Source organism: Sporocytophaga myxococcoides, assembly GCF_000775915.1.
Lineage (GTDB): Bacteria > Bacteroidota > Bacteroidia > Cytophagales > Cytophagaceae > Sporocytophaga > Sporocytophaga myxococcoides_A.
Window position 1 is genome coordinate 435,679 of the sequence record NZ_BBLT01000002.1, and the last position, 25,251, is coordinate 460,929.

At 34.6% G+C, this 25,251-nt stretch carries 20 protein-coding genes; 17 read left to right on the plus strand and 3 right to left on the minus strand.

What is annotated here, in order from left to right; translation table 11 throughout:
* Positions 1-26: 26 nt before the first annotated feature.
* From MYP_RS06150 to MYP_RS06220, 15 genes are all read left to right on the plus strand, one after another.
* A complete protein-coding gene (locus tag MYP_RS06150) occupies positions 27-956 on the plus strand; it encodes a TIGR00180 family glycosyltransferase (protein WP_045459996.1) in 930 nt (309 codons plus the stop codon).
* A 96-nt stretch (positions 957-1,052) separates the two neighbouring features.
* Positions 1,053-2,195, plus strand: coding sequence for a hypothetical protein (locus MYP_RS06155; RefSeq protein ID WP_045459999.1), 1,143 nt, complete (start codon positions 1,053-1,055; stop codon positions 2,193-2,195).
* Positions 2,192-3,199 carry a polysaccharide pyruvyl transferase family protein gene (locus tag MYP_RS06160; RefSeq protein ID WP_045460002.1) on the plus strand — a complete coding sequence of 336 codons (1,008 nt, stop codon included), beginning with the start codon at positions 2,192-2,194 and terminating at the stop codon, positions 3,197-3,199. The genes MYP_RS06155 and MYP_RS06160 overlap by 4 nt, the downstream gene beginning before the upstream one ends.
* A 44-nt stretch (positions 3,200-3,243) precedes the next feature.
* Positions 3,244-4,314 (plus strand): glycosyltransferase family 4 protein, encoded by a 1,071-nt coding sequence (locus MYP_RS06165; protein WP_045460005.1) that lies wholly within the window; start codon positions 3,244-3,246, stop codon positions 4,312-4,314.
* 8 nt (positions 4,315-4,322) lie between these two features.
* Positions 4,323-5,552 carry a glycosyltransferase family 4 protein gene (locus tag MYP_RS06170; protein WP_045460008.1) on the plus strand — a complete coding sequence of 410 codons (1,230 nt, stop codon included), beginning with the start codon at positions 4,323-4,325 and terminating at the stop codon, positions 5,550-5,552.
* 15 nt (positions 5,553-5,567) lie between these two features.
* The gene (locus tag MYP_RS24795; RefSeq protein WP_052429983.1) at positions 5,568-6,665 is read left to right on the plus strand and encodes an acyltransferase family protein; all 1,098 of its coding nucleotides are present in this window, start codon (positions 5,568-5,570) and stop codon (positions 6,663-6,665) included.
* A gap of 110 nt (positions 6,666-6,775) precedes the next feature.
* Positions 6,776-8,131 carry a hypothetical protein gene (locus MYP_RS06180; RefSeq protein ID WP_045460010.1) on the plus strand — a complete coding sequence of 452 codons (1,356 nt, stop codon included), beginning with the start codon at positions 6,776-6,778 and terminating at the stop codon, positions 8,129-8,131.
* A 233-nt stretch (positions 8,132-8,364) separates the two neighbouring features.
* Entirely contained in the window at positions 8,365-10,167 is a 1,803-nt protein-coding gene (gene asnB, locus MYP_RS06185) for an asparagine synthase (glutamine-hydrolyzing) (protein WP_045460014.1), read from the plus strand.
* 16 nt (positions 10,168-10,183) lie between these two features.
* Positions 10,184-11,329: a glycosyltransferase family 4 protein gene (locus MYP_RS06190; protein ID WP_052429984.1), complete on the plus strand. Its 1,146-nt coding sequence runs from the start codon at positions 10,184-10,186 to the stop codon at positions 11,327-11,329.
* A complete protein-coding gene (locus MYP_RS06195; RefSeq protein WP_045460017.1) occupies positions 11,319-12,482 on the plus strand; it encodes a glycosyltransferase in 1,164 nt (387 codons plus the stop codon). The genes MYP_RS06190 and MYP_RS06195 overlap by 11 nt, the downstream gene beginning before the upstream one ends.
* Positions 12,479-13,357, plus strand: coding sequence for a glycosyltransferase family 2 protein (locus MYP_RS06200; RefSeq protein ID WP_045460021.1), 879 nt, complete (start codon positions 12,479-12,481; stop codon positions 13,355-13,357). Before MYP_RS06195 ends, MYP_RS06200 begins: the two co-directional genes overlap by 4 nt.
* A 2-nt stretch (positions 13,358-13,359) precedes the next feature.
* Entirely contained in the window at positions 13,360-13,935 is a 576-nt protein-coding gene (locus MYP_RS06205; RefSeq protein WP_304627168.1) for a putative colanic acid biosynthesis acetyltransferase, read from the plus strand.
* A gap of 270 nt (positions 13,936-14,205) precedes the next feature.
* Positions 14,206-15,435, plus strand: coding sequence for a WcaI family glycosyltransferase (locus tag MYP_RS06210; protein WP_045460026.1), 1,230 nt, complete (start codon positions 14,206-14,208; stop codon positions 15,433-15,435).
* Between the two features lie 60 nt (positions 15,436-15,495).
* Positions 15,496-16,887 (plus strand): undecaprenyl-phosphate glucose phosphotransferase, encoded by a 1,392-nt coding sequence (locus MYP_RS06215; protein WP_045460029.1) that lies wholly within the window; start codon positions 15,496-15,498, stop codon positions 16,885-16,887.
* Positions 16,877-18,541, plus strand: coding sequence for a hypothetical protein (locus MYP_RS06220; RefSeq protein WP_052429986.1), 1,665 nt, complete (start codon positions 16,877-16,879; stop codon positions 18,539-18,541). Before MYP_RS06215 ends, MYP_RS06220 begins: the two co-directional genes overlap by 11 nt.
* A gap of 17 nt (positions 18,542-18,558) precedes the next feature.
* On the opposite strand, the gene MYP_RS06225 is transcribed toward MYP_RS06220, so the two are convergent.
* Positions 18,559-19,194, minus strand: coding sequence for a class I SAM-dependent methyltransferase (locus MYP_RS06225; protein WP_045460033.1), 636 nt, complete (start codon positions 19,192-19,194; stop codon positions 18,559-18,561).
* 178 nt (positions 19,195-19,372) lie between these two features.
* Positions 19,373-20,221, minus strand: coding sequence for an outer membrane beta-barrel protein (locus tag MYP_RS06230; RefSeq protein ID WP_052429987.1), 849 nt, complete (start codon positions 20,219-20,221; stop codon positions 19,373-19,375).
* A 192-nt stretch (positions 20,222-20,413) separates the two neighbouring features.
* On the opposite strand from MYP_RS06230, the gene MYP_RS06235 reads away from it, so the two are divergent.
* Positions 20,414-21,616, plus strand: coding sequence for a serine hydrolase domain-containing protein (locus tag MYP_RS06235; protein ID WP_052429988.1), 1,203 nt, complete (start codon positions 20,414-20,416; stop codon positions 21,614-21,616).
* Positions 21,617-21,797: 181 nt separating this feature from the next.
* Here MYP_RS06235 and MYP_RS06240 read toward each other — a convergent pair whose 3' ends face one another.
* Positions 21,798-23,435 (minus strand): S41 family peptidase, encoded by a 1,638-nt coding sequence (locus tag MYP_RS06240; protein WP_052429989.1) that lies wholly within the window; start codon positions 23,433-23,435, stop codon positions 21,798-21,800.
* Positions 23,436-23,848: 413 nt separating this feature from the next.
* On the opposite strand from MYP_RS06240, the gene MYP_RS06245 reads away from it, so the two are divergent.
* Positions 23,849-25,240, plus strand: coding sequence for a hypothetical protein (locus MYP_RS06245; protein ID WP_156140358.1), 1,392 nt, complete (start codon positions 23,849-23,851; stop codon positions 25,238-25,240).
* Positions 25,241-25,251 lie beyond the last annotated feature (11 nt).

A 25,251-nucleotide genomic window follows, 5' to 3' on the forward strand; every position in this document is an offset into this window, starting at 1 on the left:
TAATTTAAAGAATAGTTTGTATAGATATGTCATCAGTAAGTATTGTTATACCTACATATAATCGCTTGGATTATTTGAAAATAGCATTGGAAAGTTGCTTGAAACAGACTGTTTTGCCTAATAAAATAATCATTGGAGATGATTCGCCTAATGATGAAACTGAGGAATGGATAAAGATTTTTAAGCAGAAACAAACTGTGGAGATAGAATATATACACAATCGTCCATCTTTAAAACAGGCAGCTAATGTGGAAATGCTAATGCAAAGAGTTGAGACTGATTATTTGCTATTATTACATGATGATGATTATCTTTTACAAAATGCATTGGAAGACCTATTACAATTGATGTTTGAAAATCCTGAGATAGACGTGGCTTTTGGAAAACAGTATATAGTTGACCAAAATGGGGTGATAAATGAAAAAGGCTCTGTTTTTCTAAATCAATCCTATCTAAGATCTTCTTCATATGAAAATAAAATACTCAACCCATTGCATGTAGCATTAAATCAGCAACTTCCCAGTAATAGTTTCCTTTTAAGAACCTCTTTAGCTAAAGAGGTTCATTATGATTTTGAAGTTGAAGCAGGTGATGCTATTGATTTTATGTTTTGTTTGAATTTAGCAAAAGCCAATGCTCGCTTTAGGTATGCGGACAAATTTATCAGTGCCTATCGTCATTCCGCAAATTCCGTAAGTACCAATGGTACCGTGGCATATGATGCTTATAAACTTGTAGAGCAATTAAGTATTCCTGGAATTGACAATCAACAATTACAAAAGGAATTTTTATGTAAAAAAGCTCCTGGAGCAGTAGTTGAGGCATTGAAGAAGAAAAATAGAAAAGATGCATTAAGAATTTACTTTTCAGAATATCATAGAAATAAAATATTGACTTTTGGAGGCATTAAACGAGGGATTATGGTTCTATTTGGAAAGAGTTTTCTTTTGTTATAATTCATTCTGAATACTGAAAGAGTTACTCAGGAGTTTGAAAATGTATATAATAATCAAGTTTTTACTTATAGATAATAGGTTAAAGATTCCATATTAATGAAAATCCTGTTCATTTGTGGTTCCTTAGAACCTGGTAAAGATGGGGTAGGTGACTATACCCGAAGGTTAGCCGGAGAGTTAATTAGGCAAAATCACAATGTCGAAATTATTGCATTGGAAGATCAATTTATTGCAGATGTAATAAAAACTTTTCAAGAAGACAATAAAACAACAATCCCTGTTTTGAGATTGCCGACGAGCAAGCCCTTAGAAAAACGAATAAATATAGCAAAGCAACAAGTAGAAGAATTCCAGCCGGAGTATTTGAGTTTGCAATTTGTTCCATATTCATTTCATAGAAAAGGCCTTCCTTGGAGTTTAGGAAAAAGATTGAAACAATTACATGGAAAGGGTAAATGGCATATTATGTTCCATGAGTTGTGGTTGGGAATACATGGCAAGACAAGCAAAAAAAATTTTCTGATCGGGATCGCTCAAAAAATTCTTATAAAAAGATTAATTCAACAGACCAGACCTATCGTTACAACAAGTATCCCCATATATAAGGAAGCACTTAAAATTAAAGATTGCAGGTTGTTGCCACTTTTTGGGAATATCCAGCTTAACTATTTAAATATGGGGAAAAAAGATACTGATAGCGAGTTTTTTATTGCTGTTCACTTTGGAACTTTTTCAGGAAATTTGATTGAGTTTGAAGCCCAGTTGGATTACGTAAAATCATTAGCCGCTTCTAAGCATAAGAAAGTTTTACTTCGATTGCTTGGGAATGGTGGGCAGTTTAAGGAAAGATCAATAGCAATCGCTGAAAAAGTAATAGGAACACAATTTATACAGGATTGTGGTATATTGTCAGCGGAGGAAATTTCAGGATACTTTAGCACATCAGATATTGGAATTTCACGCGCTGATAACATCATGTATGGAAAAAGCGGATCTACAATAGCGATGCTTGAGCATGGTTTACCGGTGGTTCTTAAAGGAAAGCGACCGGAGAATGAGAGATGGGGTGAATACCTGCCATACTTTTGTGAGCAAATTTTATATAGTAATGATACGCCGGAAAAATATAAATTTGTAAAAGAACCAAAGCCGCAATTACAATTGACCACAGATTCTTTTTTAGAATTGCTAAAAGAAAAAGAGAATAAATTAAATACTGTTTTATCTAATATATTATGAAATATTATTATCAAGTAGAGGGACATTTAAGAAATAATATTGGGGATGTTTTACAAGGTATGGTAGCAAAAAGATTCTTACCAGGAAACCCTTCAGTAGTAGATCGGGAAGCGCTTTCAACTATACCCAAAACAGAACCCGGATTATTGATTGCCAATGGGTGGTATATGCATACTTATGATAGATTTCCTGCTCCGGATAATATTATACCGATTTATACGTCTGTTCATATAGCAGACTCTAAATTATTGCTGGACCCTAAAGTCCGTGAGCATTTTAAGAAAAATGCTCCAATTGGGTGCAGAGATTCTAAAACCTTGCAGTTAATGCTTGGTTGGGGAATCCCAGCTTATTACTCAAGTTGTTTGACTACTACATGTGAGCGAAGAGCAACTGCTGCAGAAGGTAAAAGGGGAGAAGTATTGCTGGTAGATAACGTAGATCATCCGGTTCCTGAAAATGTTAAGAATAAACTTGAGCAGATGTTAGGTAAGACAATGGTCAGGATATCTCATGATCCTCCGAATACTGAAGGAGATATTGAGACTTATGCCAGAACAGCTGAAGATCAAATGGATTTGTTGTTGAAAAGATATTGTAATGCTGAACTGGTCATAACGACAAAAATACATTGTGCCTTGCCATGCCTTGGTATGGGTGCAAATGTAATGTTTATTCATCCAAATCCATCTGATCCAAGATTAGCTACTTTAGCTGAATTTACAGATATCATTTCCTATAATGATATATTGCAAATGAATCAAATTCAGAAACCTGAAGTGCGTCAGGATCGTCTTGAAAAAAGGAAAAAGTTTCTGTCAGATTTTGTGAAATCTTCCATAGCCCTAAAGGAAAATCCTATCAAAAACGCAAATAACTTTGCTTATGGATATATAAAATATAAAAGTTATGCCATGGCAAATGTATATAGAGCAGGGGTAATGATTTTGGGCAAGCTGGGAATTGCAAAAGAAAAAATTTCCAGAGTTTATGGAATTCAATAAGCAAGGAGTGGAAAAAAGAATAGTCATATCTTTAATTGTTAACTATGAGTAGAATACTAGTATACTCTACTCAGTTGATGGAGACCGGAGGTATTGAAAGCCATATTCTTGAATTTTGTCATAAAATCAGTGAATCTGGAATAAAAATAGATCTTGTTGTTCCGAATTTTAAAATGACTTTGGATAATGAGCTAAAGCTTAAAAAAGTCTGTAATTCAGTCTATATATCGCGAAATAGAGAAGGCTGGAAAAGATATTTATGGCTATTAATGATTGCTCTTGTCATTGGAATGAAGAGGTATAATGCACTTTATACAAATGGACAGGGTGAGAGTATTGGATTTTTTGAAAAGTTTATAAGATTTAAAAATCGTTGGATTCACCATCATCATACTTCCGGAGATACCCATGATATGGATACTTGGGGAGGAAATTATTGGAAAAGTCTTATGGCGGCAAATGAGGTGATTGCCTGTTCTAATCGAAATGCAGAAAGTCTAAATAAAATACTCAATAGGGATGTGAAATCAATTCCATGTTTTTCCAGGCAAATTGTAATCTCTCAAAAAGAGGGGAGAACTTCTGGAAATGTATCGTTGGGCTATTTCGGACGTTTAATACCGGAAAAAGGAATTGATACTATTTGTCGATTAAGTGAGGATCCAGAATTAAAAAATATAGAATTTCATATTTGGGGGGAAGGAGTAGCTTATCCTCCTGGTTCTTTTTATAATTTTCCAAGTGTAAAGTATCATGGGAAATTCTACAGTTTGGAGGAATTGAAAAATGCTATAAGCTCTTTAGACGGCTTTCTCTTGCTATCTACTCATTCAGAAGGATTGCCTATTAGTTTACTTGAGGTGATGAGCGCGGGATTGCCTTGGTTGGCAACAAATAGAGGAGGAATTCCGGATATTGCCTGTGATCCTGTTTCAACCAGAGTTATTGCTGCTACTCCAACTTATGAAGAAGTTAAGTTGGCTGTATTAAATCTTGCAGAAGACATAAGGAGTGGAAAAATATCAAGAGAAACTCAGATGCACTTGTATAATACAAAGTTTTCATCTTCTGCTTTGACTTCTCAATGGAGGATGATATTAAATTTAGAAGAATAAACATATAAATGTTAACCCTTTCTCATCCCACCGGAAATGCTAATGTCAGAGCTGTTGCAATAGGATTGCAGAAAGCTGGTTTGCTAGACGAATTTTATACTTCTTTGGCTGCCTTTCCAGGAGATTATTTATCTGAATTAGCAAAATTAGGAGGGCCTTTTTTAGAAATAAACAGACGAATTTTTGACCCTTCATTACGATCATACACACATTCCAGACCATTTACGGAAATAGGCAGGTTACTTTCCTCAAAATTTGGATTATCATATTTGACAAGGCATGAAAGCGGTCCGTTTTGCGTAGATTCTGTATATAGAAATATTGACAGGAATGTATCGAAAGCTTTGCGTCATAGCAAGTCGTCAAAAGCTGTGTATGCATATGAAGATGGTGCTGAATATAGTTTTATTGCAGCTAAAAAAATGGGAATGCTTTGCCTTTATGATTTACCAATAGGTTATTGGCGTGCTGCCAGAAATTTATTGGAAGCAGAGCTGGAAAAATGGCCGGAATGGTCGGGGACTATTACAGGCTTTAAAGATTCAGCAAAGAAACTAGCCCGCAAAGATGAAGAACTGAAGCTTGCGGATCAGATCTACGTTGCAAGTTCGTTTACAGCAAAAACATTGGAATCTTATCCTGGAAAATTAGCTCAAATTGAGGTAATTCCTTATGGGTTTCCCAAAGTTGGAAAAAGTCGTGACTATCAGAAAAGTAAGGCTTTGAGAGTTTTGTTTGTAGGAAGTTTGTCACAGCGAAAGGGAATTGCTAATTTATTAACAGCAGTGGATAGCCTGGGGAAATCGGTGGAATTGACAATCGTTGGTCATAAGGTGGTTGAAGATTGTACCCCTCTAAATAAAGCGCTGGCAAAACATAAATGGATCCCAAGCCTTAGCCATCCTGAAGTATTAAAACTTATGCGTGAACAAGATGTATTAGTGTTCCCGTCTTTATTTGAGGGATTTGGCCTGGTAATTACCGAAGCTATGTCCCAGGGCACACCTGTTATTACAACAGATCGCACAGCCGGACCTGATCTGATAGAGCATGGAAGAAATGGTTGGCTGATAGAGGCAGGTTCTACAAATTCATTGCAAGAAACTTTGGAAAATTTGATTAAACATCCTGAACAATGTGAATCTGCAGGCAGAGAAGCAATGGAAACTGCTAAATTAAGACCATGGGAAACCTATGGCAAAGAGTTAGCAAATAATATTTTAAAACTTGTTGAATAAATCTATTTTGGTACCATGAAATTTACTAATAGGAGCTTTGGGTTGGATTTTGCAAGAGCATTGGCGATATGTCTTGTTTTAATTGCTCATTTTGTAAAGAAAGTAGAACACTTTGGATTTTGGGGGGTAGAATTATTTTTTGGTCTGAGTGGCTTTCTTATTGGTCAAATTTTATGGAAGAGTTTTTCTCAAACTGATCAATGGACAATTAAACATTTAACTAATTTTTGGTCTAGAAGATGGTGGAGAACGTTACCAAATTATTATTTGTTTTTTTTTATAATGCTTTTATTTCATAGTTATCAGGGGAACCTTCCTAAATGGGTTGACTTAAAAGATTACCTATGGTTCGGACAAGACTTCTTTGCAAGGGAAGGGGGCTTTTTTGGAATATCCTGGAGTCTTTGTATAGAAGAATGGTTTTATCTTTTGTTTCCTTTAGTCCTCTTTATATTGCATAAACTAGGATTAAAATCCAAGATAGCATTCACTCTGACTCTTTTGCTATTTATTGCAACATCAATATTTATAAGACAAATTCTGATCGCTGATCATGTCGGACATTCATTGAGAGGGATAACAATGGCACGGCTAGATGCTATTGCATGCGGGGTTTTAGTTGTATTCTGTTTTTCAATAATAGATGGTAGTTTTCGAAATAAAATAATCGCATTTTCCCTAGGCCTCATCTTGCTTCTTACAGCTTTCAATTTTGTCTATTTTTCAGGATACTCTTATGATGAGATTAAGGAAAGCCAATTTACCTTACTCATAGTTCCTCTTGGTTTTTCATTACTGCTTCCTCTAACATACCACTTAAACATGACTAATGGTGCCATTAAATGGATTGTTGAGAAATTGAGCTTATGGTCATATTCAATCTATTTAAGTCATATTCCTGTTATGTTTTTGATATATGAATTGATGGGAGGGACAAGAGACAGTATTATGGGCAATGCTCTTTCAAAGATCATAGGATTAGGATTAACAATTTTAGTGTCTGCCATAATCTTTACTTATTTTGAAGTACCTCTTACCAGGAAAAGACCCAAAGAATTAAGTACTGAAAATTCAGAAGTGGAAATAAAAAATTCAATTCCTTTAAAATCTTGATAGGAGGATTATTAGAAGAAAGAATGATGAGTGATTACAATTGTAAGCATTAAGATGGCCTTTCAATTAAGTAAAATTACATTAAGGCCTTCTGCTTATTTTAGATTTATATGAAGTTAATTCCTGTTATAAATAATTCAGAAGATAGTTTGCTTTCCGAAAAGATTGAAGATATTCATTCATCCAAAATTTATCGCCTACTAAAGCAAGGTATTTGGCTATATTTTTTTCTACTTATATTTGAAGGTGCACTGAGAAAGTGGGTACTGCCTGGCTTGGCATCGCCTTTATTGATAGTCAGAGATCCGGTTGCTTTTTTTCTTATAATGAGGTCTATCCAGGCCGGTATTTACAAACCCAATTATTATGTTGTAACTGCCTGGTTGATTTCTTTGATTTCTCTTTATGCGACTTTATTTGTCGGACATGGAAATATCTTTGTCGCATTTTATGGACTTAGAATTTTTGTATTACACTTTCCATTAATATTTATTATAGGGAAAATTTTTGATAAAGACGATGTCATTCATTTAGCGAAAATATCTTTATGGATACATATCGGTATGACCATTCTTGTCGCAGTTCAATTTTTTAGCCCACAAACAAGTTGGGTAAATCGGGGTGTAGGAGGGGACCTGGATGGGTCTGGTTTTTCAGGAGGATCAGGTTATTTCAGGGTGCCAGGTACATTTTCATTTACTAACGGACTTACAGCTTTTTATGGTTTCATCTCCGTCTTTGTCGTTCATTTTTGGATTTATAAGGATAAAAGGATATCGCAGTTTTTATTAGTAATTGCTTCTTTTTGTTTGTTGGCAGCTATCCCTTTAAGTATGAGCAGAAGTGTCTTTTTTCAATTCACAATAGTATTCCTATTCATGGTTTTAACTATAACTAAAAAAACCAAGTTGCTAAGCAAAATATTGGGAATTATGTTGATGAGTACTGTAATCTTTTACACATTAAGTTTTTTTTCGTTTTTTCAAATTGCTCTAAATGTTTTTATAGAGCGTTTTAAAACGGCAAATGAAAGCGAAGGTGGAATAGAAGGCCTTTTCCTGGATCGGTTTCTAGGTGGTATGTTAGGAGCATTTTCTAATGATTTTAATACAGAGTTTTGGGGGAAAGGAATTGGTTTGGGTACCAATGCGGGAGCGAAACTTCTCACAGGGACTCAGTATCTATTTTCAGAAGGAGAATGGGGGAGATTGATTGGAGAAATGGGAATTGTAATAGGTATTATAGCAATTTTAATACGACTGGTATTGGTTACTAGTATGTTGAAAAATGCCTGGGAAGCTATTCGAGAGCAAAATTATCTTCCTTGGCTCTTTTGCAGTTTTGTATTTATTGCAATTTTGCAAGGGCAATGGGCTCAGCCTACAGCCTTAGGTTTTGCAGTTTTTTCTGGAGGTTTATTGCTGGCAAGTTTAAAAGGGAGTAGAGAGGTAGTAAGAAAAATATGAAATTATTAGAAGCTTTTCTTGGTGAATGTTAAAGAATTTAAAGGGTTAAGATTAAAAGACTTAAAAGAATAATTAGCCAATATCGTTTCAATCATTGAAGCATTCTGAAGCTCAAAGAAAGATTTTAAGTTAATTTTTGGAATCTTTATTCGTAAGTTATTTCGGCCATATGGTAAGCGGGCTTTTTAAAATAGCTGCCAATTCTTATTTAATGTTTAGGTTAACTTGTAATTATGTGTAGAATAAACGGCCTGTTAAAAAATCATTCTGAAGTTTTGGATATCCCCGGAACAGTGACCTCTATGAGAGACTCCATGTCCCATGGAGGACCCGATGATTCAGGGATCTACATAAACGAGAAATTACAGCTTGCTTTGGGGCATAGGAGATTATCCCTTTTGGATCTGAGTCCATCAGGCCATCAACCTATGTTTACAAATGATAAAAATGTTGTAATATGTTTTAATGGAGAAATCTATAATTTTAAGGAAATAAAAAGACAGCTTGAGGAAAAGGGGTACAATTTTTTTTCATCAGGAGATACAGAAGTTATATTAAATGCTTACAAAGAGTGGGGGGAAAAAGCATTTACTCTTTTTAATGGGATGTTTGCATTTGCCTTGGTTGATTTGACGAACAATTTATTTTTTCTAGTGAGAGATCCTTCCGGAATCAAACCGCTTTATTATAGTCATCAGGAGAATAGTCTTTTTTTCAGCTCTGAGATACGGGGATTTATGAAAACTGGGCTATTTCAGGAAAATGAAAAATGGAAGATACTGTTTCTGACATTTGGTTTTATCCCTGAGCCATATACTAGTTTAAAAGATGTATTTATGCTTCCAAAAGGGCATTATTATAAATATGATCTTGATAAAAGACAAGGTAGATTTGAACAATATTACTCTTATCAATATACTCACAAGATTAAAGATAAAGAAGAGGCTGTATTTAAGATAAGAGAAACATTAGATACTGCAATCCGAAGACACCTGATATCGGATGCACCTCTGGGAATTTTTTTAAGCGGCGGAATAGATTCCAGTATAATTGCTTTAGCAGCGGGTAGTGAATTAAAGGAGAATTTAAGATCTCTTTCTGTGATATTTGATGAGCCTGGTTATTCAGAAAAAAAATATCAGCAAATGGTGCTGGAAAAATTGAACAACAAGCATCAGTTTTATAAAGTTGATAAAAGTATATTTATAAAATCACTTCCGGATATACTTAATGCCCTGGATCAGCCGAGTATAGATGCTGTAAATACTTATTTTATTTCTCAATGTGCCAAGGATGAAGGGCTAAAGGCAGTTCTTTCAGGATTAGGAGCAGACGAGCTTTTAGGAGGGTATCCCTCATTTAACCGAATTCAGAATTTACAATGGCTAAAAAAGATGCCTTCTGTATTTTTTGACCTCATTCAATACTCGGGAATTGCTCAAAAGGACAAATTCAAGAAGCTAAATTTCCTTAAAATCGAAGATGACTTAGGCCTTTATTTAACTTTGAGAGGTATGTACTTGCCACAAACTGTAGCGTCTATACTTGACATATCATTAAAGGAAGTATTACAAACACTAGAGAGCTGTTATTTGGGCGATGCTTTGAGTCTCAGAAATCATAAAAATACGGCAAGTTGGATGGAAACAAATATCTATATGCAAAATCAGCTATTAAAAGATTCTGATTTTATGAGCATGTGGCACTCTATTGAGGTCAGAGTGCCATTTTTGGATAAAGAATTTATTGAATTGGCATTGAGCATTGACCCGTCAGTTAAATTTAATGGCAGACCCAAGAGTTTGCTGATAGAAGCATACAAAGACGTATTGCCTGAAGGTATCTGGAATCGTCCTAAGCAAGGCTTTACTTTCCCATTCCAATTGTGGTTTAAAGACAGCGGAGTGATATCAGAATTTTTGGATTCAAAAAGCCCTGCTAAAAAAGCATTGGCTCAGCAATTTTTAAAAGGAGATTTACACTGGACCAGGTTGTGGAGCCTTTATTTAACTGATCACTGGGGGAAATCTTGCTAATATTTAAAATTGGATTATGAAAGTTCTGTTTCTTTATCTTAACGCCTTCTCCTTTGTCGGGGGAATTCAGAAGTTCAATCTTAACTTTTTGAAGGCATTGGATGAAAATAAGGAGAAAGATTTTGTGGTGAATGCTTTAAGCCTTTCCGATTTAAAGAAAGATTTGAATAAGGATTTTAGCCGTATTTATCAACAAACAGCAGAGGATAATAAATTTACTTTTTTATTAAAAGCGGTTGTTCATGGTCTAAAGTCTGACACCATTATATTTGGTCATGTTAATCTGATCTTTCCATTAACTCTGATCTATGGATTATTTACCAATAAAAAGCTTATTTTGATAACTCATGGTATCGAAATATGGAAGCCTTTAAGTTTTTTTAAAAAAATATGTCTGAGAAAACTGGATTTAATTATAACAGTTAGTTCTTATACTAAAGATAAAATTGTCGATATACAGAAAATTGACGAAAAGAAAATTGCACTTCTTCCAAATACTTTAGAACCGGGCTTTAATTTTCTCCCCAATGCTCAATTAATAGATCACCTGAGAGAAAAGTATGGGTTGAAAAGAGATGATAAAGTATTGCTCACAGTTTGTCGTTTATCGAAGGAAGAACAGTACAAGGGGTATGATAAGGTAATACGATCATTAAAAGTCTTATCTGGTCAAATTTCCAATATCAAGTACGTGATAGCAGGCAAATATGATATTGAGGAGAAAGACCGTCTGCTTCATATCATTAAAGAATGTGGAGTTGAGGAAAAGGTAATATTGACAGGCTATGTATCAAATGAAGAACTTTCAAGTCTATATCACCTATGTGATCTTTTTATTATGCCAAGTGCAAATGAAGGGTTTGGGATTGTATTTTTGGAAGCATTGGCCTGTGGAAAACCTGTCATTGGAGGTAATAAAGATGGAAGCGTAGATGCTTTGTTGAATGGGGAGCTGGGTTTGTTGGTTGATCCTGATAACGGTGAGGAAATATCCGAAGCAGTAAGGAATATATTACTGGAGACAGCTGATACCCATCTGTTGGACCCTGTTTACTTAAAGGAAAAATGTATATCGGCCTTTGGATTTGAAAAATTTGCAGATAAAGTTGGAAAATTAGTTTTAAAAAGAGAGCTCAAAGAAGAATTGATAAATGCAGATTAATGTAATAATCCCCTCTTTCTACCCAGCTGTAGTATATGGCGGCCCTATTTTTTCATCCTATAATACTTGTAAGGAACTTGCATTGTCTGGAAATCAGGTTTTCGTATCGACTACCAATTCCAATATGTATTCGAGACTTACTGTTGAGACAGGAAAGTTTATTGAATTGGAGAAAAGATTTTTTGTCAAATATTATAATGAGACTATTGTAGATAAACTATCATTACCTTTGCTATTAAATATAAGAAAGGATATTATTTCTGCAGATGTTGTGCATATACAGTCTATCTTTAATACTCCGACTCCCGTTGCACTATATTTTTCTTCAAAGGAAAATAAACCTGTATTGATATCTCCGAGAGGTGTTCTGGGCTCTTGGATAATGAATCAGGGAAATTCTTTTAAGAAGCAGTGGTTGAATCTGTTTATAAAACCTTTTGCTGACAAAATTTGGTGGCATGCAACTGCAGACCAAGAAAAGGCAGAAATCCTTTCACATTTTCCCAATGCTAAAGTTGTAGTCATTCCGAATGGGATTGATACACTGGAGTTTTCTAACCCAGTTTTGTATTCAAAAGAAGAATTTGTTAAGAAATATACAGGCGCTAAAATGAAGGCATCTCATGTAATTGTCTCTATGGGAAGGTTACATAAGAAAAAAGGATTTGATATCCTTATAACTTCATTCAAATTTTTATTGAAAGAATTTCCTGAATCTGTATTATTAATTGCAGGGCAGGATGAAGGCGAAAAAGAAAACCTTCAAAATCTTATTTTAAGCGAAGGTATAGATGAAAGAGCTTTTATAATTGAACCATTGAACGGTTCTCAAAAAACCAATTTTTTAGCTAATGCCGATTTATTTGTATTACCGTCTCACAATGAAAATTTTGGAAATGTATATGCTGAGGCATTAGCATGTGGAACTCCGATAGTAGCAAGTAGAAATACTCCTTGGAAAGACGTCGAGCTTGCAGGATGCGGACGATGGGTAAATAATACTAAGGAGGAAAATTACATGGCGATCAAAGAATTATTAAATTCTGATCAGAAAGTGTTAAGAGCAAATTCTAAAATATTTATAGAAAGATATAGCTGGAAAAATGTGGGAGCAATGTTTGAAACGGTATTTTCCGAAATTAAAAATTCATGAACAAAATTACATTTATAATACTCACTTATAACGAAGAAAAAAACATAGGTGATCTATTAGATAATCTTAAAGGAATACCTGGAGAAATTTTGGTTGTAGATTCTTATTCAAAAGACAAAACTATCGATATAGTGAAAGAAAGGAGCGTTTGTTATTTGCAACATCCTTTTGAAAACTACTCAGTTCAAAGAAACTGGGCTCAGGAAAACAACCCATTTAAAACTGACTGGGTCTTTCATCTGGATGCAGATGAAAGACTAACAACTGAATTAAGAAGTTGGTTGATTAATGACTTTAAACCCTCTCCTGGCATTGATGGATATATGTTTGGAAGAAGGGCTATTTTTATGGGGAAGTGGATTAAATCACATTATAACTATCATCTCAGACTTTTTAAACCTGAAAAAGGTGGGTGCGAGGCTAAAGCTTATGATCAGCATTTTATTGTCAACGGAAAAACTCAGGTGATCAAAAAAAAGGATATGACAAGCGAAGTGGCAGATAACCTGAACAACTTTATTGCAAGTCATAATAAATGGTCATTTCTTGAAGCGATAGACGTTATAAAAAATGAAGAAGGAGGAGAAGTAAAGGCATCATTTTGGGGTAGTCCAATTGAGAGAAAGAGATGGATGAAGAATAATTTATTTCATAAAACACCACTTTTTCTTAGAAGTTTTATTTATTTCTTCTACAGATATTTTATCCAAATGGGCTTTCTTGATGGAAAAGAAGGTCTAGCCTTTCATGTACTCCAGGCATTTTGGTTTCGCTTTTTAATTGATGCTAAAGTGCTTGAGATTAAACTTAAAATGAAGGAAAACAATCAGGATCTTGATACAACTTTGGAAACTAATTTCGGATTTAATAAATAGAAATGATGGATATAGATTATCAGCATTTAAATACCTTTTCTGTTCCCCATAATTTCCGAGGTAAATCAGGTGTTATCGTTCAGCTTTGGTGGATTGTTGAAGCATTATTTTTCAACCCTTCTCCTCAGATTTTATATGGCTGGAGACGTTTTCTGCTCAGACTCTTTGGCGCAAAAGTAGGGAAAGGAGTAATCATCAGACCTTCAGTAAAAACAACTTATCCCTGGAAAGTAAGTATTGGCGATTATTCCTGGATAGGAGATCATGTTGTACTGTATAGTCTGGGAGACATCAGTATTGGAAGCAATACTGTAATTTCTCAGAAATCATATCTGTGTACCGGCTCTCATGATTTTGAAAAAACTACATTTGATATTTTTGCGAAAGAGATTATTGTTGAAGATGAAGCCTGGATTGCATCAGATGTATTTATTGCTCCAGGAGTCACAGTAGGAAGAGGGGCAGTGGTTGGAGCCAGAAGTTCAGTATTTAAGAATATTGAAGGCGGGTATGTTTATGCCGGAAACCCATTGCGAAAAATTAAAAGACGAAATGACATTCTTGCTGATGTCAAATGAAAATCAAAAGTATGATCGTGCCATCATACTTTTTGAATATAATAACGATTTTTCAAGTTCTATGGATTTTTTAAATGATTCCAGTGTTTTCAATGCTCCTAATTAATTTAAGATTAGTGGTTGGGGACAAGTCAATGTCTTAAGATTCTGATAAAGTAAAATTTTGGATATTGATAAATGAATCGGCAACTTGCACGTTAGAATATTTGAGTTAAATAACTTGATTCTCCTCATTTTGAGGAGTGAAATTATACCAGAATTGAAAGATTAATGAGAATTTTAGTTTTTGGAATAAATTATGCGCCTGAGCTAACAGGTATAGGTAAATATACAGGAGAAATGTGTGAGTGGCTGGCAGAGAAAGGTCACGATGTGGAGGTGATCACTTCTATGCCCTATTATCCGGAATGGAAAATCAGAAAAGCTTATCAAGGCAGATGGTGGTTTACTGAAACAATCAACAATGTAAAAGTCAGAAGAACTGTTTTTTATGTTCCGGAAAAAGTAACAGGTGCGACGAGGATTGCGCATGAATTTTCTTTTTTAGTATCTTCTGCAATATGGTGGCTCAATTCAATGTTTAAGAGGTATGACCTTGTTGTATCTCCTTATCCTCCGTTGATAATAGGTGTCTGGCCATATCTGTACTCAAGATTTCATAAGACAAAATGGGTATTTCATATACAGGATCTTCAGGTAGACGCTGCAAGAGATCTTGGACTTATAAAAAATAACCGTTTATTAAATATTCTAGATCAAATAGAATGCTTTTTTCTGAGAAAGGCGGATTACGTTTCTTCCATTAGTGAAGGAATGAAAAAGAAGATTTTGGCGAAGGGAATTTCGGAGGAGAAATATATTATGCTACCAAACTGGGTGGATACTGATTTTATCAAACCTATGTCAAAGCAGGATTCCATGCGCAAGGAATTAGGGTTTGGAGACAATGATATTATTATCCTGTATTCCGGAAATATGGGGGAAAAGCAAGGGCTGGAAGCTGTAATCCCGATGGCACTGAAATTTGCATTTAGACCAGAAGTGAAAATAGTCCTGGCGGGAGAAGGAGCGGCAAAAGAAAGGCTGATGAGAGAAACTGAATCAGGTAATCTGAAGAATGTAACTTTCCTTCCTCTTCAGCCTTATGAAAAACTATCTTCATTTCTTGCTATAGCAGATTTTCATCTTGTATTACAGAAAAAAGCTGCATCGGATTTATTGTTGCCTTCTAAGCTATTATCCATACTTTCTGCGGGAGGATGTGCAATTGTAACGGCTGTGGACAATTCCTCTCTTCATAGAATGATTGCAGAGACAAATGCCGGATGGCTGGCAGAGCCAGAGGATATAGAAGATTTGATCAGAATAGTGGAAAAAGCTATAGATTCCCCTTCAGAAAATGTCCTGAAAAAGGAAAATGCAAGAAAATATGCATTAAGATACTTGAATAAAGATAAGGTATTGGGAGAGTTTCAAAACGTAATTTCAGGTCTTTCGTAAAGAATTTTGTTTTATCTTCGCCCCTGATTAGTATAGTCTAAAACGAGCAAGCAGCTCAAAATGAGAAAAGGTTACAGTAGGTTTTTAAAGTTAATAAGTTTATTGGGGGATCTGGCAATTCTAAATGCAGGATTTCTGGGATCTTACCTTTATCTCAAATTACGTTCTTATTTGGGGTATAATGATCATTTCGTATTTCTAACTATACTCCTGAATCTTCTCTGGTTGGTCATTGTCCTTTTGCTAAGGATATATGATATTGAACGATTTACAAGAATAGAAAGGATTTTGTGGAACATGTTCAAGGCGCTTGTCCTTCATGCGCTTACAATTTTCTCTTTCATTGCCATAATTCATGGATACTATTATTCCCGGAGTCACCTATTGCTTTCATATGCCATTTGCATTGTCGGAATGGTATTCTGGAGACTTGGTTTTTATTATTTGCTGAAGAGGTATAGGAGAAAAGGCGCAAACTTCAGACATGTCATTATTATCGGAGCAGGATCTGCGGGTAATTCCATGCTCAATTATTTCAGATCTGAGAATTCTTCCGGATACAGATTTCTCGGTTTTTTGGATGATAATCCTGATAAATGCCTGCATAAAAATCTGATCATAGGTAAGGTAAGTGATTTACCAATTGTCGCCAAACGATTTAAAATAGACGAAATATTTTGCGCACTTCCTCTGAATTCATCTAAGCTAATAAGAGAATTAGCTGAGTTTTCTGATAACAATTTAATTAGATTTAAAATAGTACCTGATTTCAGGGGGTTTCTGAGCAAAAAGGTAAATCTGGAGTTCTATAGTTCTGTACCAATTTTGACTATCAGAAAAGAGCCTTTGGAAAATGTCCTCAATAGAATTGTTAAAAGAACATTTGATATTCTCTTTTCGCTATTTGTAATTGTATTCCTCTTTTCATGGTTGTTTCCTCTATTTGTAATACTGATTAAACTTAGCTCAAAGGGGCCAATTTTCTTTATTCAGAAGCGATCGGGAAAAGACAATCAGGTATTCCCGTGCTATAAGTTTCGATCTATGAAGGTAAATCAGGAAGCTGATTCAAAACAAGCAACAGCTGAGGACCCACGTGTTACCAAAATCGGAAAGTTTATGAGGAAAACCAACCTTGATGAGTTGCCTCAGTTTTTTAATGTTCTTATAGGTAATATGTCTGTTGTAGGCCCAAGACCTCACATGCTTAAACATACTCAGGAATATTCCAAAATTGTAGACCGTTTTATGGTAAGACATCTTGTGAAACCTGGTATTACAGGTTGGGCTCAAGTAAGCGGCTTAAGAGGACAGACAGAGGACCCGAGAAAGATGATCAGGAGAGTAAAGTATGATGTATGGTATATAGAAAACTGGAGTTTGTTACTAGATCTTCAAATAATCTTTCTCACAGTGTTTAATATGATAAGAGGCGAAGAAAATGCCAAATAAATCGGATATAAACTATTTGAGATTCCTGCTTGTATTTGTTTTTTTTGCAGGGCAGTTGCATGCACAAGATTTTTTGCCTCTCAACAGAGAGTTTTTGCTTCCATATGACAGAGCATTAGCCCCCAAGAAAATTGAATTCCATACTGCAATAAAACCATACAATTCTGCAGAACTTGATACCCTTATCAATACAGACTCTCTTTATGATTTTAGACAGTTTAATATATCAAGAAAAAGACTTGTTGGCCGCATTGCTGATAATTTACTGAACAGGCATCTGATAAATGTAGACACAGCCGGATTGGTCCTTCATGTGGATCCATTGTTAAATGTAGATATAGGGAGAGAAACAGTTTCCGGAAAAAAAGTTCATACTAATACACGAGGCTTTCAGGCATTCGGGTCAATAGGAAAGAAGGTGTCATTTTATACATCCTTTTATGAAAACCAGGCAACTTTTTCACCTTATATAGATACTTTCATTACTGAATATAAAGTAGTACCGGGCCAGGGAGAATCAAAACCATTTAAACCTGAAGAACTGACCAGAGCATATGACTATAATATGGCCTATGGTTGGGTAACCTACACGCCGAGCAGGTATTTTAATTTTCAGTTTGGGCAGGGAAAGAATTTTATTGGAGATGGTTACAGGTCTCTGCTGCTTTCGGATAATTCATTTACTTACCCATTCCTGAAAGTCACTACATCTGTCTGGAAGATTAAATATGTGAACCTTTTTACTCAATTCCAGGACATAAGGGGGAGTCAACTGGTTGTAAATGGAAAAGGTACTGGATATCCCAAGAAATTCGGGACATTTCATTATCTCAGTATTAATATAGGAAAGTCACTGACTGTCGGGTTATTTGAAAGTATAATATGGCCAGGAGGAGATTCAACCTTCAAAAGAGGGTATGATGTAGCTTATCTTAATCCGATCATATTTTACAGGTCCGTTGAATTTTCACAAGGAAGTTCAGATAATGCATTAATGGGGCTGAATCTGAAATATAAGATAAACAGTAAGTGGTATTTGTACGGACAGTTTATTTTAGATGACTTTAAGCTGAATGAATTTAGGAATAAAAATTACAGGTATCAGCAAAAATATGGTTATCAGTTGGGAACAAGGATATTTGATCCCTTCAACATTAAGAACCTGGCATTACAAGGTGAATATAATGTTGTAATGCCATATACCTATTCTCATCGGACTATAGAGCAGAATTACAGCCATTATAATCAGGCTCTCGCACATCCTCTTGGAGCCAACTTTAAAGAGCTTGTGGGAATTGTAGATTACCGATATAAAAGATTTTTTACTGAGTTAAAATATATCTATGCTCAATATGGGGTGGATACTGGGAATGTGAGTTATGGTAAGAATATTTTCATCCCTGATTATGGAGGGGTGTATAATGGTGTGAATTATACATTTCCTTATGCTAAACATCCGGCACAAGGACCAAGAAATAATCTACATTATCTGGAGCTTAAAGCAGGTTATCTGATCAATCCGAAAACCAATATGAGACTAACCTTAAGTTATGTCAACAGAACAATAACAGGTTATGGAGATTGGAATAACAAGACACATTATTATTCAATCGGCTTTTCTACAAATCTTCAGAATTTTTATTATGACTTTTAAGAATTCCTCCAGAAATATCAAGATTTCTTGTTTCGTTCACCTACAACAATCATTGATTTCCATAAATAAGGAAGACGGCCAGCTCCTTGAAAATTTTTTACTTCATAACCACATTCGGTGAGTAATTTGCCTAATGTGTTTTTTGACCAGAATTTAATATGTCCGCCTACGCTTAAAGGATGATAATGAAAATCCATTTTTCCTGATACAGCCAATGCCAAATTTTTTAGGTAGCCATGATAAGGAGTAGAAAGAATTAATTGGCCTTCATGTCGATTATTTTCAAATATCTTAGAACAAAAGGCTAAATATTGATATGGATTATAGATATGTTCAATCACTTCAGTAGAGATAATTGTATCAAATTTTTTATCTATAATTTCAACGGGAAGATTTTTGTCTGAAATATCCTGAAGAAAAAACCTGTTTGGATGGCTCTTTGAAGCAATGTTTATAACAGTTTCTGACGCATCAATTCCATAAATATCATATCCCATTTCTAGAATAGCTTTTGTCATCAAACCATTACCGCAGCCAAGATCTAATATGCATTTGTTCTTTTTTTTATCAAGAAGCTCGATAATCTTAGGTAAAATGTAATTTGTGGAGTATGCTTCTGATGGACTCCAATTAAAATCCTGGTAATCGCTCATAAAGTTTATTAAAAATTGTCTTGATTAGTTATTTAATAAAGAGCGAGTAACTCTCAATTGGAGAAAATGTTCGAAAAAGTAAGAAGCAATAGATTTTAAGATTAAATGAAAGCAATACATAAAAAAAGCCCCCGATATAATTTTCGGAGGCTTTTTTATAATAATTACAATTAGTTAACTAGTATGTCTTTCTCAAGAATCTTGGACTTCTGCCTCTGAAGTTATTGATATTGGTTACAAAGGTGTATCTTGCTTTTACCTGAAACACAAAGTATCCATCATTTCTTTTAGGATTCCCTCGTTGGTAGTTCTCAGTGTTACCCGTTTTAATTTTATTAGAGATATCTCTGGCTACAGGATCGGAAAACTGACTATCATCAAGGAATTTGTAGGAGCTTACATCATCCAGATAATCAGTGAAGGTAAATCTGTAGCCACCCTCTACCATAAACTCCAATTGTCTGGTATACTTGATTCTGAAACCGAAACCAACTGGAATGATTGCAGTAACCGGGCTATAAGATTTCCCTTCTGTATGAAGCGGTCTGAGTTTATACCATTGTCCGTTCAGAGAGCCATGAGGATTGAAATATGTTATTCCAACTCCTAAGAAGGCATAAGGATTAATAAGTTTTCTACGTCTGAAATGTTTGGTATAAGGATAATAGTCATAAACTCCTGCAACATACGCTTCCAGGTTTCCCGATCTGAAATCCAGATTCCTGTTTTCGTGTACATCGTTGGATGCCAACCTTACATAATTTATCTCAGCTCTTCCATAGATGTTTGGATTAAATCTATAAGCCATGCCAATTCCAAAGTTGGGGCGGAATTGCATGCAATCAAATTTATCGCATAAATCTCCATAGTAAGATGAAAGTCCCAGCTGGGCTGTAACGCTAAGCTTCTCTTGCATCAGATATCCTGATCTGTTTACCAGTTTATTGCGCTTTGCCTGAGAGAAACCCACATGGGAAAACAATAAACAAAATATTGTAAAAATGTAAAGTTTTTTCCTTGATTTCATTTTGTCTTAAAGATCAAAAAACTGAAAATTCTTTTCCAGTTTAAAATTAGTAATAATAATCAATTTTTAATAACGTAATTTGAATTAAAAACCAAATTAAACCGTTTTGGTTAAATATTTCTTAAAAGAGAACCAATAAAAGCAAAATCATATACGGATTTTTAGGGGTTTTGTTAATGGGATAAAATATTTATGATAAAACTACTTTATTTACTGTTAGTTATATTATTTTTTGGGGGGTGTGATTCCAAAGGGTCGGAAGGGCAATTGTCCTTTTTAAATAAAAAAAGTGATATTTCTAATAATGTAAAGTTGGTTGAGAATTATTATTCTCTTAAAGGAAATCTTTCTAATTCTCAAAAAACTAAATCAGCTAAAATAGAAGACCTTGTTCAAAAACTAGGGCGTACAAAACAGTTTAACGGGTGTGTCCTGGTTTCAGAAGACGGAAAGATCATCTATGATAATTATTATGGATTTTCTGATTGGAAGAAAAAAACTCCTCTTTCAGATAGCGCTTCTTTTCACCTCGCATCTGTATCAAAACAATTCACAGCTATGGGGATCCTGATGTTGAGCGAAGAAAAGAAAATTTCTTTTGATGATGACATTCAAAAATACCTTCCTGAAATTCCGTATAAGGATATTAAAATCAGAAATCTGCTAAATCATAGTTCCGGAATCCCAAACATTCTCAATTATCTTCCTAATTTTTTCTGTTATTGGGATAGCTGTGAGATCGCTAAAAACAAAGATTTGATATATATCTATAAAAACTTTCATCCACCTGCTCAATTCAAACCTGGTAGCAGATTTTCTTACAACAACAGTAACTATGTTCTTCTCGCAGAGATAATAGAAAGAGTGTCGAATCAGTCTTATGAATCATTTATAGAAAAAAGAATTTTTAAGACATTAGGAATGAGGCACTCTTTCGTATATAATATTAATGATGAAGGAAAAATAAAGAATAGAGTTAGAATATATGGTCCTTACAGGGGAGGGCATAGTTCTGATGAGAATGATCTGCGGAATGGGATGGTTGGAGAAAAAGGAATTTATTCCTCTACCATTGATTTGTTCAAATGGGATCGCGCCCTGGCAAAAAATATTCTGGTGGCTGATTCTACAATAAAAAAAGCATTTGATTATTCAGTGTTGACAAATGGTAAGAGAATTAACTATGGTTTTGGCTGGAGAAAGGTAAAAAATGAACCTGATATAGTCTATCATTTTGGTCATTGGAGAGGAGCGAATACCTGTATTATCAGATTTACAAAGGATAATAACTGTATTATTATTCTAAATAATACCAGCAGCCGAAGGGTGAAATACCTGGCTCAGCAGATCATTTCAATACTTTATCAGGATAGAGGGTTTGAACCAGAATTTTAAATATTGATTCAGTTAGCCAGAAGTTACAATAAAAGTAATACTTAAAAGGGAAAAGGTTGCTTTAAAATAAAGTCAACCGTTTCCTCTGATCCAGAATCTTATATAATTCAAAGCAAAAAGGGCCGATTTACCGGCCCCTCTTTATTTTTTACTTTAAGCTTTTAACTTTCAGCTTTAAACATTATTTCTTCTTCTTTCCGGATTCGATTTCTTTTGCCTTATCCCATTGCTTCAATGCAGAGAGGTAAATCTCATCGGTTTCGTTTATGATCGGATAAAATCCGCTATTGCCCCAAACGCTTCTTCCGATATATGCCTTGATATTATTACGAAGCATGCTCTTTGATTTGTTAAAGTCTGCTTCTTTGTATTTCACTCCTGATCTTGTAGCAAGGTCAACAACTTCTTTCAGCATTTTATCAGTAACCGCGAATGATTTTTTAAACTCTTCAAAAGTCATTTTCTGAAGCTCCTCTTTATTGTTTGAATAGTAATCAAGAGTGTATTCTCTGATAATATTCTTGTTAAACAGTTCTACAAGATAGGTTGTAAATGCGGTGGTATCTCTTGGTACAAAGATGTCAGGCATGATACCTCCACCTCCATACACGTATCTACCTTTCGTAGTTTTATATTTTAAAGAGTCATTAAACTTAATGCTATCTGCGTGGAAAAATTCTCCATGCTGATATCTTTTCAGGAGGTCAGAGCTGTAGTCATCAGAATTATTTTTATCATATGGCTTCTGAATACTTCTGCCACTTGGAGTATAATATCTTGATATTGTCAGTCTTAATTCAGATCCGTCACTAAGTGGGATAGGCATCTGAACCAAACCTTTTCCAAATGATCTTCTACCTACAATCAGAGCTCTGTCATTGTCCTGCAAAGCGCCGGAAACAATCTCTGACGCGGAGGCACTTCCTTCATTTATCAATACAATAACAGGACCTTTTTCAAAATCACCATTCATGTAAGCTTCGATCCTTGAATCGTAACGTGGATCTTTTCCATCAGTATAAACAATCAGTTTTCTATCATCCAACAGTTCATCAACAATTCTCGTAGCCCTGTCCATGTAACCACCAGGGTTATCTTTCAAATCTATAATCAGTTGTTTCATGCCTTTGGCTTTTAAGCCACTGAGCGCTTGTTTGAATTCTGTATAGGTATTGGCAGAAAATCTACTGACTTTGATGTAACCAGTTGTCTGGTCTACCATATAAGATACATCTACAGAGTAAGTAGGTATTTTATCACGTGTGATAACAAAATCCAGAGGTTTTTTAGCATTCTTTCTTATAATAGTAACCTTTACTTTAGTCCCTTTTGGTCCTCTAAGTTTACTGAATACATCTCCATTGGTGATACCTGCCCCGGCAACAGATTTATCATCAACCTTTACTATTTTGTCTCCGGCCATCAGTCCTACAGCTTCAGATGGTCCTCCACTTATAGGGGCAACAACATATATAGTGTCTTTAATAATATTAAATTCAATACCAATCCCTTCAAAGTCACCTTCTAATTGAGATCTTGCAATGTCAATGTCTTTTTTAGGAATATAAGCAGTATGTGGATCAAGTTTTTCCAACATTTTTACAATGGAAAAATCTACCAGCTCATCCATGTTGACAGTATCAACATAGTCATTTTCCACATAATTTAGAATTTCATAATACCTTTTAAAGCTCTGGGTAATATTATTCTTACTTCCATCGCTGTTCATAACAGCACCGATGAAGATTCCGCAAATCACAGCTAGTGCCAGAAAAATTGGGAATTTGTAGTATTTTCTAGGATTTGTTTTTTGAGTCACGTTTAAAAAAATTTAACTATTTGTTGTACATTCTATAACCAATTATCGCTTGTAAAGTTATAATTTAAGATAATCAATTCATAAATTCTTACAGTTTGTTAATTCTTTCTCCCTACTATTATCAAACTGATGATTGTAAAGGTTAATATATAGAATAGAAAGCTGGATTAAAAAAAAGGATGATAGTAAATTTATTAAAATGAATTTCATACATCCTTTTGGAGCATTCCTCTTTTATTTCCTCCATATGAATAGAAAGGTTATTTCCATGAAGCACTTTGATTTAACTATGTTAAGCTTGTTTTTATTTCTGTTAATCTGCAAATAATTTATACTTATCGGCATAAATGATGTATTTAATTTGCTTAGTTTTGGGAAAAATTGTAAAATAATAATAAATAATATTTTTATTTTTGAGAATTTACATTCCAAATATTATCCTTCTTTTGCTGTGCCTGATTAGCAGGATTCTAACGTCACTTTATTATGTGGAAGATGTAGAAAATCTTCGTTATGCACTAAATGTAATGGAATTCGATTGGGCGCTTCACCATACTGATTATGTCGGAGCACCTTTGTTTGTTGCAATTACAAAGGGAGTATATTTCATCTCAGGTAACTTGCCTGTGGCATTTTCCATGATTGGAGGGGTTGGACTTTTTTTGCTGATATATTTTACACTAAACGTTCTTCAGGTTCCTCTGGTTTCTTTAGAAGGAGGCCTTACAGCTTTGTTAATATTCTTTAGTCAGGCTATCTGGCTTACCAGTAACAGGTATCTTCCTGATGTGTTGGCCGTTTCTGGTCTGATGGCTTGTTTCTATTACCTTGTCCCGGATCACTATCAAATAAAACAGGTTTATAAAGGATGTTTTGTTGCCGGCCTGATTTTGGGTATAAAATTAACATACCTGCCATTTCTGATTGTTCCACTTTTGTATGCTTTTATTAGTAACAAAAAATTCCTGTCTTGTATAGCGTATTTTTTACTTGGAGTTGTTCTATGGCTTATACCTGTTATTATTGCTACCGGATGGACAGAGTTCCTCAGTCTTTCGGTTGATCACATAAAAAATTATATTTTATCAGGATTAACGAATTTCAAAGTTTCTCAGGTCTTTAATTTTTTAGAAAATCTGTGGGCCGATGGTCTTGGAGGTTTTTGGATTGATAAAAGTCCGTTTACACTCATCATTTCAATTGGAATTCTTTTCTGCACTTTTTTTGGAATCATCATATTGTTAAGCTTTGACTATCCAAGAGCTAAAAACTATGTGATTTCCGGTACATTCGGAGTATATATAATCTGGGCTATTCTCTTTCCAAATCAATATCATGGCTCAGTAGATGTATTGCCTCTTGTCCCTTTTTTTCTGATTACGATTTCTTACGGTATTATATATTTTATTGTAAATTATAACTATCTCTCAGCTAAATTAATGGTTCTGGTATTTCTCATTACAAATATCAGTTTTACAATTTATCTTGTTGTTCAGCATATGAATCCAACTGCTCTTGCTCAGGCAAAAATGTATGTGGATGAAATAGAAGGCGATAAAAATGATTCCTTAAATCTGGTTTCAGTTCAGTCGATAAACTTCTATCTTGAGGCTCAAAAGGTGAAAGGGAAATTTTATAGTGTAGAGTTGGATAAAGAAAAGATAGGTGGCATAAAAATGGGAAAAGTTATAACAATAGGGACAGGGCCCTATCTTTTAAAACGGAATCCAAAAAAAGTAACAGCTTTTCATCATAATCCGGAGGTAAATCGTAATTGGGCCGACATTTGGGTTTATGAATATTAAATTAATTTAAA